Annotated in this window: 13 protein-coding genes and 1 pseudogene; all 14 read right to left on the reverse strand. The window is 33.4% G+C overall.

The features are described 5' to 3' along the window. Positions 1–829, reverse strand: an 829-nt coding sequence (locus ABX784_RS09555) for a matrixin family metalloprotease (RefSeq protein WP_372654803.1), incomplete at its 3' end; no start/stop codon positions are given. Next, positions 829–1,569, reverse strand: a complete 741-nt coding sequence (locus tag ABX784_RS09560) for a hypothetical protein (RefSeq protein ID WP_372654804.1) — start codon at positions 1,567–1,569, stop codon at positions 829–831. The genes ABX784_RS09555 and ABX784_RS09560, both read right to left, overlap by 1 nt. Before the next feature lie 99 nt (positions 1,570–1,668). Further along, positions 1,669–4,263: a hypothetical protein gene (locus tag ABX784_RS09565; RefSeq protein WP_372654805.1), complete on the reverse strand. Its 2,595-nt coding sequence runs from the start codon at positions 4,261–4,263 to the stop codon at positions 1,669–1,671. Positions 4,264–4,322: 59 nt separating this feature from the next. Beyond that, entirely contained in the window at positions 4,323–4,727 is a 405-nt protein-coding gene (gene rpsI / locus ABX784_RS09570) for a 30S ribosomal protein S9 (protein ID WP_372654806.1), read from the reverse strand. Positions 4,728–4,742: 15 nt separating this feature from the next. Then, a complete protein-coding gene (gene rplM / locus ABX784_RS09575) occupies positions 4,743–5,183 on the reverse strand; it encodes a 50S ribosomal protein L13 (RefSeq protein WP_372654807.1) in 441 nt (146 codons plus the stop codon). A 162-nt stretch (positions 5,184–5,345) separates the two neighbouring features. Beyond that, the gene (locus tag ABX784_RS09580) at positions 5,346–8,219 is read right to left on the reverse strand and encodes a POTRA domain-containing protein (RefSeq protein ID WP_372654808.1); all 2,874 of its coding nucleotides are present in this window, start codon (positions 8,217–8,219) and stop codon (positions 5,346–5,348) included. Beyond that, a complete protein-coding gene (locus ABX784_RS09585) occupies positions 8,207–12,184 on the reverse strand; it encodes a translocation/assembly module TamB domain-containing protein (RefSeq protein ID WP_372654809.1) in 3,978 nt (1,325 codons plus the stop codon). The genes ABX784_RS09580 and ABX784_RS09585 overlap by 13 nt, the downstream gene beginning before the upstream one ends. Before the next feature lie 49 nt (positions 12,185–12,233). After that, the gene (locus ABX784_RS09590) at positions 12,234–13,817 is read right to left on the reverse strand and encodes a hypothetical protein (RefSeq protein ID WP_372654810.1); all 1,584 of its coding nucleotides are present in this window, start codon (positions 13,815–13,817) and stop codon (positions 12,234–12,236) included. 59 nt (positions 13,818–13,876) lie between these two features. Next, positions 13,877–15,220 (reverse strand): acetyl-CoA carboxylase biotin carboxylase subunit, encoded by a 1,344-nt coding sequence (gene accC, locus ABX784_RS09595; RefSeq protein WP_372654811.1) that lies wholly within the window; start codon positions 15,218–15,220, stop codon positions 13,877–13,879. Between the two features lie 13 nt (positions 15,221–15,233). Beyond that, positions 15,234–15,671 (reverse strand): acetyl-CoA carboxylase biotin carboxyl carrier protein, encoded by a 438-nt coding sequence (gene accB, locus ABX784_RS09600; protein WP_372654812.1) that lies wholly within the window; start codon positions 15,669–15,671, stop codon positions 15,234–15,236. A 12-nt stretch (positions 15,672–15,683) separates the two neighbouring features. Further along, entirely contained in the window at positions 15,684–16,259 is a 576-nt protein-coding gene (gene efp, locus ABX784_RS09605; RefSeq protein WP_372654813.1) for an elongation factor P, read from the reverse strand. 11 nt (positions 16,260–16,270) lie between these two features. Beyond that, complete coding sequence (locus tag ABX784_RS09610; protein ID WP_372654814.1) at positions 16,271–16,714, reverse strand: type II 3-dehydroquinate dehydratase; 444 nt, start codon at positions 16,712–16,714, stop codon at positions 16,271–16,273. Positions 16,715–16,804: 90 nt separating this feature from the next. Continuing rightward, entirely contained in the window at positions 16,805–18,010 is a 1,206-nt protein-coding gene (locus ABX784_RS09615) for a tetratricopeptide repeat protein (protein ID WP_372654815.1), read from the reverse strand. 6 nt (positions 18,011–18,016) lie between these two features. After that, positions 18,017–18,601, reverse strand: a pseudogene (locus tag ABX784_RS09620) (type IV pilus secretin PilQ); the annotation flags it as partial.

Genomic DNA, 18,601 nt, shown 5'->3' on the forward strand with positions numbered 1-18,601 from the left:
TATTAGAATCACAAAAATCTTTCTTTGCGACATCATAGTAACCAGGAAGAGAGCTCAAATTATTTAAAGGCTCCGTATAGATGAAATAGGTATCATCTAACGGAAGATTACTTATAGTAAAATCACCATTTGAATCAGAAACAGCAGAAGAGATAATACTACCATCTTTCAAGCTGAATGCCGATACATGCGCTCCAAAAACAGAAGTCGCATTATTTCCACCTGCTATAGTTCCACTTATTGTCCCAAGAGTTGATGATCCATACAAATAGCGAATTCCACTATCATCATCTCCATTAATTGATGATTGTCCTTTTCTTAATTCATAAAACATTGATGAATTAATTACCTGACTATGTCCCATTCCAAGTAAATGACCGACTTCATGAGTAATAACATTACCTAAGTATTTTGTACTCGTTGAAGATGACGAGAAAGTATGAATAGAATCATTTAAGATAATATCTGCTTCTTGAATATACGTTGTGTTTGTATCAACTATATATTGAGTTACTGCTACGATTGAAGGATCACTAAAGAACTCACTATTACTTTGAAAATAGATATCATTTCTTCCAGAAACTTCGCCATCATTACTAGCTGAGATATTCACAGTATTATTAATTCGACTTGACCATTGATTTACAGAGTTTGTTACAATACTACTAACTTCACTACTTGTTAGATCTGGTGTTGAGGTAGATAGAAATAAGTTTATATTTCTGGATGAACTCCATTTAATAAGTTCACCACTATCCGTTCTATTTACAACATATCCATACGTTGAGAATTGAGTAAAAAGGAATATTAAGAAAAATATCTTTTTCATTACTTCATTCTCTTAGATCTTCTAATCGAATATACAGAGGCCGCTCCAAGTAACCCAAAGATTATTGCAATCCAAATAGGGTTTCCTGAATTATCTTCCTCACTTTGATCTAAGTTCTCTGAACCAGGACTTCTGCCAACACTTGCAGGAAATCTACCACTCGTTGATGATTTCTTTTCAATATAACGAACTGGTACATTTACAAATTTATCAGATTTAACACTTTTCATGTCTGTGCCAAATTCATTAAGGATAACTGTTTCAAAGCTATTCTTTGAAATCTCTCCCAAACTTACATGGTTAGGGAATACAGAAGATTTATAAAACTCATTATCTTCATTTTTTACAACTTCATACTTACCCATCCCTAATCCCTTCACCGTATAACCAAGAGAAGTTTTTTTAAGAATAAGAATCGCTTCTTCATCATCTTTAAAACTAGGAGTACCTGAAACTCTATAATCTAAATTTTGCCACTTACCTCCAGGGTAGATGACTTTAAAATTATTCTTGTTAATTATTTCGCTCTGCTTAACGCCAACGCTCTCAACAATACTAAATGTTGCTTCAGTAATTATTTTGTTATCAGATATTTTACGATACTCAACACCTTTAAATTTACCTCTTAAAACTCCATCCGCATTTTCCATTTGCTTCTCTAGAGAGAGTGGAATGAAAGTAGCAGACAACACAGTTGTGCTATAAATTAAAATAGAAAGTGTTATGATTTTTTGAAGCATATTTTGTCCCAAGCTTATTACCCTATCTATATTATCGGGTACTTTTGACAAAACTTTACGAATTCACTCAATTATTAACATTGCTAAGCTACTAAAAATTCATTCAACATGGATTATTTCGTCCACAAAACCTGAGAAATGCTCATTTTCATCTACTAAAATGACTGTATTCCCTTTACTTGCAAGGCCTTCAACAAATTCTCCAAGCCTAGAAATTTCTCGGTGAGACAGTCCAAAAGAGAGATCTTCAAATATTATTAATGAATCTACGATCTCTTTTTGTAGCTCAGAAAGAAGCTTCAAACGTTGTTTTTCACCACCAGAAAGAGAACTAAGAGGTCTATCTAAACTTAAATAGTCTAAATTTAGTATTTTTAGATATTCCCAAATTCTTTTTCCCTTAGGGGTTAATTTCAAATTAGGTAAAACTTCGCTCAATGGGCTACTGAGAGTTTCATGAACCGTATGATAACCATCAGAAATAGTTGCTAGAAAAGGCTTAAGCTTCATTCCATTACAGTCATCACAGATAAATTGAACATCTTCCAGAAACTGCATATCAACACTCTGAACTCCTCTGCCCTCACAAGTAGAACATTTCCCTAAATCTGAGTTAGGAGAAAAGTGTCCTTCTTTCAAGTTTAAGTTTTTAGAAACTGCTAAACTTGCAAAGTGTTTTCTAATATAAGGAGTTAAACCAATCATTGTTCCAACAGTTGAGCGAGAGCTAAACTTATTGAATTTTGAATTAAGAATTAAAACTTTATCGTACTTAAATAAATTCTTAGGCCTACTAAAGCTAATTTCGAGATTGGATACTTTATCCAGTCCTAATACTTCAGATGCTATATTTCCTAAGGCCTCAATATAAATATCTTTCTTACCTGAATAACTCTTTCCACGAACCTGAGTAATTCCTCCGGACTTAAATTTTATTTCTTCATTGAGATAAGAGCTAAAACATATTTTAGATATGGTTGTTGTCTTTAAGACTTTTCTCTCTTTACTCTGTCTTACTTTTTTCTTTTCTTCTTTAAATTTACCTTGGTAGGTTACCTCTCCTCCAAGATGACCTGCTCCAGGCCCCATCATTACAACTTCATCACATTTACGAAGTAAGTAATCATTGTGATCAACCAGGATAATTGTATTTTCACCATTCTTTAGCTTCACCAGATATTTCCAAAGAACTTTAACTTCATCAGAATCTAGTCCTAAACTCGCTTCATCGAGAATAAATAAAGAACCCGACCCTTCAAAAGATAAGTATTTAACTAATAAAATTTTCTGATAATTATTGATACTAAGTGTTTTAACCTTATCCTGGAGCCTTACCGATCCCAATCCAAGATCAATTGCAACTTGCAAAATTCTTTCGAGACTAGAAATTATCTTATTAACTTCTTTCCAGTTATCAATTTTTTCTTTTTGCTTTTTTATTCTTACAATTAAGTCTAACAACTCTTTGAAGCTAAAAAGTAGGATCTCGCCTAAGGAGAATTTTTTCTCAATAGGTATTCTAACTTGTAATATATCTTCCTTGAGTCTTGTCCCCTGACATGATTCACAAAGAACCTCAGTCTTTAACGACCTTATCAATATCCTTACATTTTTCTTATAGCGCTTTGACTCTAGGTATTCATAAAGCTCAAAGAGACCACCATACTGACCTTGCCCTTGCTCTAAGAATTTCCAAACCTTAGTAGATAAGTCTCTAAATGGTTTTGTAATATCAAAACCTGCTTTCTTAGCTTCTCTAAGCATTACAGGCTCTAGATGTGTAAAGCGAGAATAAGTTAAAAAATTAACCGCTCCCTCTTTCAGAGACAACCTATCATCTTTAACTATTTTTTCTCTATCATACTCTAGATTCTTTCCATGGCCTGAACAATCAGAACATGCACCAAGTGGAGTAAAAGGAGAAAATAGAGACGGAGAAGTTATTTTTATATTTTCAACTTCTCCACATTTTTTACACTGCTTATTTTTAGTAATTTTAAAAATTCTCTTACTGTCATTCTCTGCAATATAAATAAGAACAGAACCGGTAGCATCTAAAAGACCTTGCTCAGCAAGCTTCTTCTCCATACTATCGACCTTTGAGGCCCTTAGCCTAAAAAGTTCCCAATACTTATCATCTTCACTGAATTCATTTACAGAATCAGAGAATGACCTAGCAGGATAAAAATCCTCACCATGTATTCTCTTATAATCGTCAGCATCTAAGAAGAAGTGAATAACGGCCTTCTCTGAAAGATCTTGTTCTTTTAAATAAGACAACATTTCAAAGGTCGACAATACTGTCTCAAGAGGAATTAAGTGTGTAGAGCAATAACTTCTCCCCAGTTGAAATAAAAGCTTTGAAAAGATATCTCCAACACCCATTAAATCAACAGCACTTGGCCTAGAACCTACTACTGGATTATGTTGAGCCAGACCCCAAACAGGTAATACAGGTACTATCTCGTCAACATCAGCAGACTGAGGGATATCCCAAAAAAACTTCACATCATTAGGAAATGAGTTCATGAATCTTCTTTTAGACTCTGTAAGTATTGTATGAAAGGCCAAAGAAGATTTACCTGAACCAGAAGGTCCAGCGACACATGTTATAGAATTTAAAGGAAAGCTCACATCGACATTTTTTAAATTATGAGTCTTTGCTCCCTTTATTTTAATATGAGTATGTTTCATTTTGCTCAAACAAAAAAGGCCCACAACGTGGGCCCTTAATATATAAATTATAAAATTTATTATCTCTTAGAGAATTGGTACTTAGCTCTTGCGCCTTTAAGACCATATTTCTTACGTTCAACTTTTCTTGAATCTCTCGTAAGGAAACCTGCAGCCTTAAGCTCAGATCTTAATGCTGGGTCAACTTTTAAAATTGCTCTAGCAATTCCAAGTCTAACTGCACCAGCTTGACCAGTAGTTCCACCACCATGAACATTAATATTAATGTCATATTTGTCAGCAAGCTTTACTAAGTTTAAAGGTTGGCTAACAACATATCTGTTAGTTCCTTTATCGAAGTAATCTTTAAATTCTCTTTTATTAACTGTAATTTTTCCAGAACCTTCTGTCATGTAGACTCTGGCAACAGAGGTCTTTCTTCTTCCTACAGCATGCGCATCGTAAGTTTTACCTTTAGTAGCCATTGCAATTCCTCTCAATTATTTAATTTCTAAAGCTACTGGTTGTTGCGCTTCGTGAGAATGTGCCTCACCAGCGAATACCTTAAGCTTAGTTAGTTGTTTTCTACCTAAAGAATTCTTAGGAAGCATTCCCTTAACAGCATTCATAAGAATCTGCTCTGGTTTTCTCTCTAATTGCTCTTTAGCAGTTCTAGATTTTAATCCACCAATGTGGTTTGTGTGCCAGTGATAAACTTTCTTATCCCATTTTGCACCTGTAAACTTAACTTTCTCAGCGTTGATTACGACTACAAAGTCACCAGAATCAGTGTGAGGAGTATACTTAGGACTGTTCTTCCCTCTCAGGATATTTGCTATCTCAGTCGCAAGTCTTCCAACAACTTTATCTTGAGCATCTACAAGATGCCACTTTTTGTCTGCGTCAGCTGGCTTCAATACAAAAGACTTCTGCGTGTACATAAACTACCTTCCAAGTAAAAATATTTTACTGCATTACATTAATTTTTAATAACTCAAAATACGAGTGTTCAACCTTATACTGGATTATTGGGCCACTAGTCAAGACCAAAAATCAAACTCTTCCAATTTTATACAAACTAAGCAAAATGCAACAGTTTATATTTAGAAAAAGCCTATAGAAAGATGAAATCTTCCAAAATTCTCTCGCCCTTGCGCATCTCGTCTAAATCTCTTAGTTTTCACACCATAGTCAAAATCGAGAGAACCAACCGGAGTAATATACTTAAATGTTACCCCTACAGCACTTCTCAACTTTAGTGGTTGAAACTTATCCACAAAAACACGACCAGCATCAACAAATGGGCCAACTACAAAAGTATCTGTAACAGAGTACCTTGCCTCAAACTTTAAATTTGCAAAATAAGCCTTATCTCTAATAACTGTATCACCAATATCACTATTATTTAATAGGACATTAATTTCATCTTCAGCAAAACCCCTAACAATGTCTACACCATTCAATCTAAACACCTTAATAGACGGAATATAGCCTTCTGTTTGGACATTACCATCAGCATCTAAGATAGGATTTCCTGAACTATCCACCTTTACCTTATTAGAGAAGTTCTTTTGAATCCCCCAACTCGCACTAACGGCAAAAACGAAATTACCAAGCGGAAAATAGAAACGATTTCGAGAAACCAATTTATAGTAATTCACCTTTATTGTATCGTTATCCATTGAGCCAAAAAAGTTATTAGCAAACTCAACAGATAAACTAAAAAAGCTTCCTGCTCGAGGAGTAATAGGATCATCTCTAAAATCAAAAGATATACCAGGAGTTATCCCCCCAATATTGAAATCATCATTATTAATTTCACTAGTTGCATCATATTGATTTATTCTTTCCCACTGATACTTTAAAGATGCGGAGAAGAACTCATTAAACTTCTTGGATAATGTTGGAGAAATTCTTAACCTATCGGCATCAAACTCATAATACCTCTTTCTCTCAATTGAAAATCCCATATCAGCTTCGAGCTTCTTTCCAAAAACACTAGGAAAGAAATACGGCTCAGTTAAGTTCCCTCTAAATAAAAGCTCAAGCATATCTTTTTCTTCATTCTTTCTTCTTAGATCGAAAGCTCTATAACTATCTCTTCTATTCACCTGAGCTCTTAATGTACCAATCCTATTCATTCCGCCAATATTATTATAATTAGTTCCAACAGATACCTTATAACCAATATCTGTTCTATACCCTGGAGCGAAAAAGGCCGTACCAAAATCCTTCTCTTGAACCTGAATTAATAAATTATATTTCTTAGTTTCTTTATCAAAGAGTGGCTTTATTTCAATACTTGAAAATAAACCGAGGGAAGTTAATCTATTTTTAAGATCCTGAACCTTACCAGGAGTTAATATTTCTCCAGCAGAGAAGTCTATTTCCCTCTCAATAACTATTCTATTTGTTTTTGAATAACCAGAAATAACAGCATTATTATAGGTAACCTTGTCTCCTAAATTTATATCAATATTTAGTATAGAACTTGTATAAGTAGGATCATATAAAAGAACATCTTCAGACTTGAGCTTATTTGCAACGGCAAAGTAATAACCTTTTGACTTTAAAAATAGGACGGTTTTATCGATATCACTATCAACTTCTAATACATTTACAGGATTATTTTTAACATTAGAAAGAAGCTCTCTTACTTCATTTCTAAAAATAAGAGGCACTCCAGAAAAATCAATTCTCTCTAATATTGCTCTTTGCCTTTCTTTAATCCTATATTCTATATCTACTCGTGTTCGAAGCTTGTTGTATGAAATACGTGGAGCCCCTACATCGACCTGAACATAACCCAACCTCAAATACTTCGCTCTTAAAAGAGTTGTGAAGCTATTAACGTAGTTCAAGTCTAAAAATCCTCGACTTGCTAATACAGAGGCATTCTCCATGTAATGTTTCTTTATGTTCTCAATTGGAATGTCTATATTCCCAACAAAAGAAACACTATTCGTTATAATCTTAACTCCCTCATCAATTTTAAAGAAGTAATTGATAAATGACTGGCCGTCTTTATCTGTTCCCAAATTGCTATAAACACTAACGGCAGTATTGAAGATTCCTATATTTTCGTACATCTTTACAACCAATGCACGTAGATCATTTTCTTTAAAAGCACCAAGGTTAGACTTGATACTATCTTTCAAAGTCAGCAATATTTCTTGATGAGTGAAAATATTATTCCCATGAAAACTGAAACTATTCTTATCTCCAAGCTCAACCTTAATCTTGATGCTTACATCATTGCGCTCTGATCGACTTGAAACCTCTGAATCAAGAATTGATACTGAGCTAGAAAAATATCCCTGATTGAATAAGTCAGCAGACAATCTTTCTGTTTCGAACTTTAAGTCTATTTTATTCCACACCTTATTTTGAAACTTATTAAACCTTCTCGAAATCAGCTCAATTGCCCCCTGAGGACTAGATGAAATTATTTCTACATCCTTAACTTTTGTGAATAGTCCCGTCTCAACTTTAAACAGTATTGAAATACGATAATCTTTTTCAATTGTTTCAACTTCAAGCTTAGTATTAGTGTACCCTCTCTCTATAAAATAATTGAGTATCTGCTCTTTCGCATTTTCTACATCATCTTTTTTATAAAAAGAGCCCTCTGTTAGACCTACAAGCTTTTCAATAGCAGAAGTGTCTATCTCCGTAAGGTGATTAATTTTAAATAATTCAATTTTCTTATAAAATGAAATCTTAAGATCTAACTTTTCATCTTCAACTGAATATGAAAGCTTTGAAATTGAATTATCATAAAGAACCAAGTTGAAGTAATCCTTTATAGTATCATTAGATAATCCTAGCTGAACTTTCTTCTTAAGATCATTTCGTATATCTGAACATTTTAAAGTTGTTCCACTACAACTTAATGAAAAGTTCTTGATTCCATCGGCATAAATACTTGGAGCCAAAAGCAGTAAAAATAGAAGAAATATATTTCTTAATAGGTCCATTGTATCTTTACATCCACACCAAATGATCTAGGCTCTTTTGATTGTTCTTCATTTGTAGAGTTTATTTCATAAACTCCCTCAAGTGAAACATTCTTTAAAATATTATAATTTACATTCATTTCTTGTTTCTGCTCAGCACTTCCACCTACGGTACTTGCAAGTGATAAATCAACATTCTTACTTATTTTTTTCTCAAGCTTAATCTTTGTTGCACTTTTATATCGACCAGAACGACTATCAGAAACACCAGACTTCCCCTTAAGTAATGACGACTCATTCTCTTCAAACTCGGGAAGAACACTTAACTTAAGCCCCAAATTAGAACTTAGGCCTTGATTTTTTAACAATTGATCAAAAAGTAATGTTCCAATACCAAGAGTCGTTGCAGACCTTCTCTCCTTCTCTTCCAATTGGTCAGACACCTCTGAAGTAAAGCCAAGCGTAAGTAAACTAAAAATATCTTCCTGATTAAGAAATGGATCTGATGAGATATTTAGCTGAGGATTATTTGCCATTCCATAAACATCTAAATTTACTGAATATTGGTTAACATTACTACTACTTGTAAAGTTTAGCTCTGGAACAAGCCCTCTCTCTTCAGTAAAGACAATAGTCCCTTCACTGAGAATAAACTCATTCCCCTTAAAAAGTAACTTACTTAAGCCTGGTACGACTTCTATAACTCCGCTGACGACAGGTTTATAAAGCTTACCTCTAACTCTTCCGTTACCTAGCAATCTTAAATCTGTTAGTAAATTTCTAACGATAATAGGTTTATCAAAACTAACCGAAAGATCTAAGTCAAAGAGATCAAACTTATTATCAAATTTATTCTCAGGAACATACTTTGTTGTAATCGTAGCCCCAGAAACACTAGGTGGAGATAAGTCCTGTAACTCGTCATTGATCGTTCCATTTAAAATACTGACACTTCCATTCAATAGATATGGAAACTCCTTCCCTTCAACTCTCGCAAGACCAGAAGCAAGTATCCCACTCTTTTTAAATAGTGGAATATAACTATTAGAAAAATTTAAGCTAAGATCAATCTCAGGATAAGGAATTAAAAACTTAACAAACCCTTTTGCTTCAATATCGCCCTTTCCAAAATATCCCTTCACTTTATTAATCATGAGACTATTCTGCTCAAAAACTAAATCAAAGGACATATCAGAAAATGAACTTGGTATTCCCAATATATTTAGGAATATATTACTACCTGTTAAAGAGTGCTCAACATCTAAATCATTAATGGTTCCCGAAATACTTCCTTCACCAAAAACATCTCCACTTGACTTTGTGACCTTTGATGAAAGTAACTCTAAAAACGAAGAATCAATTTTGAACTCTTGCTTTAAATTTATACCTTCAGAAAGTGACCCTTTACCAAAGATTGTAAAATAATTATTTTTATTACTTATCAACTTAAAGTTAACAGAATCAACAACACCATCCCTAAGAGAAAGCTTTGCTTTATTACCATTTATTCGAATAACTTCATCACTTTTTTGAAAGAAGAGCTTCTCTAAATCAATATCAACAGACATTTTGTCTAATTCAAATAATGAAAAGCTACTTTTTAAACTCCCCTTAATAGAGCCTGAAACAGTATTATTACTCATATTATGGTTTGAAATTACACCTACAAGTTCTTTAATATCCTTAAAGTTTAAAGAGGAATTAATATATGACTTCTGAGGAGTTTTCTCATCAAAGTTTAAGTAGAGATTATAAGAAGTTCTGTCTCCTAAAAAGTTACCACTAGAGAAAACTTCTTTAGAGTTATTATATATAGTAATTAAAGATTCAGGGACCTGTACATTACCTAGAAAACTATTTGTAAACTTTAAATGTGCTCGAGTTGAAAAGTCTTCGACAGTTCCCTTCCCATAGAACTCTCCAGATATCTCCGAGGAATAACCAAGATTTAAAAATCTATAAGTCTCGAAATCTTCAAGTTGACCACTAATTAATTTAGCATCGTACTCAAAGAAATTACTTTTTGTATTGATTTTAAAGTTACCTATAAATTCTGACGAGGACTGCCTAATTTTAATATTGTTCAGTGCTAAGAGATTGTCAGAGAATTCGAAATTAAATAGTAATGACTCTGCCTTCTCCTTTAAAAATGTAAAGTCTTGCCCGCTTAAGATACCATAGACCCTCAACTCATTTTCAGAAAGACCTCCAGTCAACTTAAGCTTGGAACTAAAGTTTAGAGACAAGTACTTTGACTTTAAAAAATCTAGATCTTTAGCGATAGGCTCTAAAATATGAAGGGCATCCTCAAGTTCAGTCTGCTTGACATTAATACCAAGATTTAACTTATCTTTCTTAAAATCAATAAAGCCACTCGAAACATAAGATGTTTTTTTAAAATCTCCTGTCACTCCCTTTAATGAAAGGACAAGATCATTAATACTTAACCCTAAATTTCCTTTTAGTTTTTCTATGTTGAAATCTAAAATTTTTACTTTGGACATATCTAACCCAAAATCAAAATTCACATCACTGCCTGCACCAACAATATCCATCTCAAAATCTCCCTCACCAAAAAGGGGAAGTCCTGATATGGGACCTATTTCTTTAAAACTTGCCTTGGAGTTTTTAACACTAAAGTTAACTTTATCTCCTTCAATTTGACCTATTCCTCTAAGTCTAGTGAATGAACCTGTACCTATATCGAAATCAAACTCGACTTCGCCTTTCGAAGTTACTCCTATGCTGGTGTTGTATATATTGATTTTATCATTCTCTAAAATTGGAACTTTAGAGCTGGAATCAAGAGAGAACTTACTTAAAGTAGAGCCATTTTTAATATTAAAAATAACGTCACTTTCACTCCAATTAGCAGTGACAGCTCCCGAGAGTCTTCCTTTTAAAACATCGAGGGAGTCTCTCAAAAAATAAAGTATTGAATTCGTATGAAAATCTGAAAACTTAAGTTGAACATCTTCTCGTACAATTTTCTTTGATTTAAAATCATATACCTTAATCTGATCTTTCATTTCTATTGAACCAGACCGATCCTCAACAAGAGCTTCTTTTATGAATAGATTTTCATCACTTTTTTCAAACCTTATATAAGCGCTATCCAATATTGCATATCTGCTTTCCAGATCCACAATTCGAACAGAGCCGTCTAAATCGAGCTTATTTTGAAAGTCACTTTTTATATTACTTTTAACTTCTACAACTCCCTTGGGTTGTAATTCGTTATAAAGATTATTCTTCTTTAAAAACTTTATGTTTTCCAACATACCTCTAAAGTAAGCAACTCCTTCAAACTCTAGCTTTTCTTTGAAAAGTAAGGCTCCTTCAAAAGTTGCATTCTCGGAGTTCTTCCAAAATTCACTTTTCTTTAATAAAAGCTTCTTAGTATTTAAGTGAAATTCAACAGATAAATAATCTATCTTGTTTAGATCATCATTTTTAACAATTTTCTTATTTATTTCTAGGCCATAACCACTGATACTGGCCTCTAAAACACTCTTATAAATATCTATATCTAATTTTCTAAAGTCTCCATTCAAGTAGTCTGACCTCAAGCTTGAACGTTCTAATATAATACCGCCGACTCTAACGGGCAGGTCGTTTTGAAAGAGATCTTTAATTTTGGGAAATAGATCTTTTGGTACAATTTTCTCTTCACTTTCTTCAAACTTTAATTCAGTCAAGTCTATAAAAGCATCTTCGAGTCCAAGCTTATGAATTGAAAGCTTACGACCAAAGAAGTCACTTAATCCAAATGACATCATTAAGCTTCCTGCACTTATATCGAATTTGTATTTCTCATTAGAACTTACGATTGTAATATTCTTCAATCTTGTTGCTGGTGGGAACATATCTATTTCGACATTTGAAAAAGATATATCTACATCTACCTTACTACTTATATTTTTGTTTATTTCTCTTGTAACAATAGATCCAAAATATTCGGACTGAACAAACTTCCACGCAGACATTATTAAAAATGCTGTAAAAATTGAGAATAATATTAATATCTTATTCAGTTTATTCAATTTCTTTTAACCTATATGCAACCATTCTATATTTTTTATTAATTGAGGCTACTTTTGAATAGGCCCTAAGAGCATCTTTACGCCTACCAACTTCTCTAAGAATTTCTCCTTTCAAGTAAAAGAATGAAATTTTCTCATTGTCAGTCATTGCTTTTTCTTCAATACTTTTCTCTACTATGTTTAAAGCACCATAGTAATTTTGAGCCATTCGTAAAATTTCGATATTCAAATAGAGAGCTTCTACTTCTTCCTTCAAGTCAAGATGCCCTTCTTTTAACACTCTTTCAATAACTCTTAGAGAGCTTTCATAAAAACCTAATGTATTGTATGAATATATTAGCTCTCTATATTGTTTTAAAAGCTCTTCTATAGGCATTAACTCCACAGTTTTCTTAGTATACAACTTTAGAAAGTTTTCTTCTTCCTTTAAATCAGAAGTTTTACTCTCACAATATACAGATAATTCATTTACTAAATCCTGCTCAATCTCACTCAAGGTTTTCTTTACTTGAGATAACTTAGTACCTTTTATTTTATGTTCTTTTTCTTCTAGCTCTTTTACTAAAGTATGATCTTTATCTAGAACTTTTAGTTTTTCTAAGAGTTTTGTAGCTCCCTCTAAGTCTCTTTCATCTTTTAAGATATTTATTTGATTAACTAACCTTCTAATAGTTATGTCTTGCTTTTCAATCTCTCCACCAAAAAGATCATCAGCTAAATCAATATCTTCAAATTGTCCCCTAACAACATGATCTATACCTGAGACTTTCTTCTCTAACTCTACTTTATTACCATCATGACTTCGTACTAGGGCATCTACAACGATCTCAGCGAGAACTTTATGTCTCATTTCGTATGAATATTCCAATAATAAGTATAAGCAAGAATCAACTTCATTATTTACAAGTAGTAGTTCATAAATTGATTTTAAAAACTCCTTACGATGCTCTAATAAAGAACTTCCTTTATTTCTTAGAACAGTTTCTTTCATGATGAAACTTTGCTTTCTCCATATAGGATCTCCAAAGTCGATTGAGATATTATGAAGAATAGTTTTTTTATTTTTTCTTAAAGCGTTTTCATACTCTTTTTCAAAGTATTCAATATTTCCTTGACCGTAGTGAGACAATGACAAATCTTCAGGCTTTATATCAATCTCAATACCTAATTTTTGAAGTTCTTCAACTTCCTTTAGAAAGCTCGTATATGATTTACTTTCAAGCATATTTTTTTTAAATCTTAAAAAGCAATCTTCGAAGTCTTCAAGCATTCCATTTGATATAAAATATTCTTTTGCTAAAGGATAAATAAAATAGAAATCGTTATCATTAACTTGTGCGATTGTTTTTAAAATATACGGTCGTATATTTAATTGATTAGCTAAACTTAACTCTATAAGTTTTCTTATTAAGGAAATATCATTTTGATTAATTAACTCAAAAACTTTTTGAATTTTTTCAAAAAGCTCTTGAGTCAAAATCGAATCTTCAGAAAGGAATTCTTTAATTTCTAAATTGGCCCTAGATAGCTTATTTTCCAAAACCAATTGCTCTAAATTTTCTAATAAGTCATTCATAAAATTTCTTGAGTTAAATTATAAAGTATTCAAATGAATACAATTACTTAACTCTTATTTTACTTCAATTTCTTAACTAGAAAGTCGGTAGCGTAATTATTGCCCCTAAAGTCCTCATCTCGAATAATCATTAAATGAAGTGACTTATTTGTCTTAATCCCTTCAATTACAGTTTCTTCAAGTGCTCTATCCATTCTGTTTAAGCATTCCTCTCTATCTATACCTGTAACAATAATTTTTGCTAACATAGAGTCGTAAAAAGGAGATACATTATACCCAGAGTAAATAAAATCATCCACTCTCACACCAAGGCCAGCAGGTCTATGATAGTGGAGTATTCTTCCCGGGCATGGCGCAAAAGTTTTTGGATCTTCAGCATTTAATCGACATTCAATAGAATGTCCTACAAACTTGATATCCTCTTGCTTAATTTTAATTTTTTCATCAGCGGCCGCTAGTATTTGTTGAGCAATTAAGTCAATTCCCGTTCTCTGTTCAGTAACTGGATGCTCAACCTGAATACGAGTATTCATCTCCATGAAGTAGAATCTATCTTCATCTTGGTCATATAAGTACTCAACTGTTCCGACTGAGTCGTAGTTCACATGCTTAGCCAATGCGACAGCGGAGTTACAAATCTCTTCTCTTCTTTCTTGAGAGAGAACTGGGCATGGTGACTCTTCAACAACTTTTTGAAATCTTCTTTGAACAGTACAATCTCTTTCACCAAGGTGAAGTACATTACCGTGCCTATCGGCCATAATCTGAACTTCAACGTGACGTGGATTTGTTACAAATTTTTCAATAAATAATGTGTCGTCACCGAAGCCTGCTTTTGCTTCAGTTTTTAGCCTTGAAATTGTAACAAGAAGATCACTCATCTCTTCAATCTTCTTCATTCCACGGCCACCACCACCAGCGGAAGCTTTGACAAGAACAGGTAGTCCCATTTTCTCAACATCAGCTAAGATAGAGTTATCATCTCTACCATTAACTGCAATTGGCTTTAAAATTGGAACTCCAGCTGCTTCAGCAATCTGCTTAGAGATAATTTTATCTCCCATTCTTTCGATACAATCTACATTCGGTCCAATAAACTCTATTCCCCACTTAGAGCACATTTCTGCGAACTCTTTATTTTCAGATAGGAAACCAAACCCTGGATGTATTGCATCTGCACCTGTTATTTCAGCAGCTGATAGTATACTCGGAATATTTAAATAACTTAACGTTGGCTTTGCTGGTCCGATACAAACAGACTCATCTGCTAACTTCACATGAAGTGAGTTTTCATCAGCACTTGAATGAACAGCAACAGTAGAAATTCCAAGCTCTCTACATGTCCTTGCTATTCTAATAGCAATTTCGCCTCGATTAGCAATTAGTATTTTTTTGAATTTCATAACTTACTCGTTGTTATGGTTTTACTTTAAATAAAACTTGTCCAAACTCTACGTAAGTTTCATTTTCAACACAAATCTCTACGATTTCACCAGCAACATCTGATTCAATCTCATTCATGATCTTCATTGCTTCAACAATGCAAAGAACTTGTCCCTTAGAAACTTTATCCCCAACTTTAGAGTATGCTGGATCTTCAGGAGAAGGACTTCTGTAAAATGTTCCAACAAATGGACAAGTCACATCAATCAATCCATCATTTTTTGAAGCTGAAGGTGTTACGGCCGCTGATGGTACAGCAGCTGGAGCACTCATAACTTGTGCCGAAACTGGAGTTGCTCCTGCGACAGGAAATGATATTCCAAACTTCTTATCTTCATTTTGATACTTTAATTCACTTGCTCCAGCTTCTTTAGCAATAGCAATAAACTTTTCTAATTCTTTAAAATCCATATTAATTTCCTATTATTTAGCTCTTTCTATGTAATCGCCCGTTCTGGTATCAATCTTTATGATCTCTCCCTCTTTAATAAAAAGTGGAACTTTAACTTGAAGACCAGTCTCCATAATAGCTACTTTAGTTCCACCTTGAGCTGTATCACCCTTAAGACCTGGATCAGTCTCGGCAATTTTCAACACGACAAAGTTTGGTAAATCAATTGCGATAGGATTACCTTTATAAAATAATAAATCTAATTTAATTCCTTCCTGAAGATAACCTGCAGCATCTCCAACCTGATCATTTGATACATGAATTGATTCAAATGTTGCTTGGTCCATAAAGTTAAAACCATCTGGATCAGAATACATATACTCAACTACAAGTAATTCTAAATCTGGCTCATAAACACCTGTTCCAACACCAGACTTAAAAGTTCTATCAAAAACAGCACCTGTTTCTAAGTTCTTCAATTTACAAATTGTAAACGCTGAACCTTTTCCAGGATTAGTAAAGTCTGCTTTCATTATGTGATAAGGCTTACCATCTAATTCTAGTCTTACGCCTTTTTTTAATTCTGTTGTTTGTAATTCACGTGCCATTCTCTAATCCTCTATTTTAATAATTGTGAAAGTATTCCAAATAAATAGGCCCTCTTTCCAAGCCCCTCCATTATGATAGTCGAGCTTTTGGCCGTCAACTTTTGCTGACGATACTCTTCTCTCAGATGAGTGTTACTCATGTGAACCTCTACTATCGGGATATTTAACATTTTTAATGCGTCTAGAATTGCTACTGATGTATGGGAGTATGCAGCAGGATTAATAACCAATGAGCAAAACTCACCATTAATTAATTGTTGAATCTTTTCAACAATTTCTCCCTCAATATTTGATTGGAACCACTCAACTTCGACTTCTTCTTCAAGAATAGTACCTAACTGATCACGAGTATACTCTTCAATATCTTTAAGAGTCTCTTTACCGTAAACATCCGGCTCTCTAGTGCCTAATAAATTTAAATTTGGTCCATTTATAACCATGAACTTCTTTGCCATAAAGTAGCCTCAAATACCTAAATTTACAAAATTGAATAATGCGTCAAATTACCAACCCGATGGCAGGTTGTAAAGTCTTAAGATGTTCTATCAGACAGATAAAACTGTTTTTGCCCTAGCGCAAAGAGCTCTGTGGAAAGACCATAGCTTCTCTTCAACCTCTTTTATTTCTTTAATTTTCTGTTCTTTTACGTGATCTCTTTTTTCAACTTCTTCTATTTCTAAAATAGGCTCTTCAATTTTTAAAGTAGGCTCTTCAATCTCAAAGTTATTAAACTTCTTATCAAAAAGATTCATCAAGTTATTTCGACCAGCGAGCTCGTCACCTTCATCTTCTTTGGCCACTTCTTCTTTTCCAGAAAAGGCTATTTCCTCTTCATCTTCTAAATCTGTATCTTCAGAATCTGTATCAAAGTCACTATCATCTACAAATGAGTCATTTAATACTCTTTCAACCTCTTGTAATTTAAGCTTTGTTTTAAGATCATTGGGGTTTAACTCTAATATTTTCTCGAGTAAGTCCTTTGCTTTATCTAAGTAACCTTGATTGCAGTACAGATCTACTAAAGTATGAGTTATTACAGGTGAACTTGGCTGAGCACTTTCTAACTTTGGCCTTTCCACTTTAAAGTGTCTTTCGACAGACTCTTCTTCAACTTTCTCTTCTTCGAAACTTGGTCTTTCATTCATTGACCATGAGTCCAATTCGTCTTCTTGAACTCTCTCGTTTGATAAATCAACTTTCGTCCATTCATCAATGCTCTTCTCTTTTTCTAAACCAGTATTTAAATCATCAAGATTAAACTGCACACCTTCAGTCTCTACATCACTAGAGTTCGTATCGTTTAATACTTCCTGGAGATTGAACTTTATAGGACCAAATTTTTTATTACTTTCTTCAATTTCTTTAATTTTTTCGGCAGCCTCTTTATCTTTAGGGTTTATAAAGAGTAAGTATTTCAAGTTCTCAAGGGCCTCTTCAGATTTTCCTAAATCCAAACAAGTATCTGAAAATAGCCTTAGCATTCTAAGATTATCTCTATTTGAATCAATCAATGGTCTCAAAATATCATATGATCTCTTTGAGTCTCCATTTTCAAAATAACAAAACGCAAGCCCAAGATGACCCAGGACATAATCAGGGTTATACTTGATTCCCTGATTTAATGTTTCAATGGCCTGATTTAAGAGCCCACTTTTTCGATAATACTCAGCCAGTGGAGCAAATACCCTAGACTTAGGATCTTTCTCCAGTGCTGTTAAATACTTATCTAAAATTTGACTCTTCTGTACCATATAACCTTATGATTTTTCTATTATTCCAGCTTCTTCTTGATTAACAATTCTTGGAGTTAAAAATATTAGTAACTCTTGCTTAATAACTTCAGGAGCATATGGTGTTCTAAACAACCAACCCACAAGAGGAATATCCTTTAAAAATGGAACTCCTGAGTGAGATTCTCTCTTCTCATAGTTATACACACCACCAATTACAATTGTCGATCCATTATCAACTAAAACATTTGTTGATACTCTTCTTTCTTGTTTGTCAGGTGGTGCTGATGCAGATGGCCTAGTACCAAATTGTTGCTTTAAGAGATCAAGCTCCAAAGATATTGAACCTTCATTCGTTACCTGAGGAGTTACTTCAAGACTTAAACTTGCCTCGGCCTCTTCAAATGTAACTTCTGTAGCAGTTGTACTAGTAGATAGTGATTTTGAAAATGAAGTTACTTCTTTCGTAGAAATAATTGCTTTTTTCTTATTCTGAGTAATTACTTTTGGACTAGCAACAATTTTTCCTTTTGATTCTGTTTCTAAAAGCTGAAGTGTGAATGAAAGGTTTAATAGTCGATTAAACCTTGAAACAGATAGTCCAAATAAAGA

The organism is Halobacteriovorax sp., assembly GCF_041587335.1.
In the GTDB taxonomy this organism is placed as follows: domain Bacteria; phylum Bdellovibrionota; class Bacteriovoracia; order Bacteriovoracales; family Bacteriovoracaceae; genus Halobacteriovorax.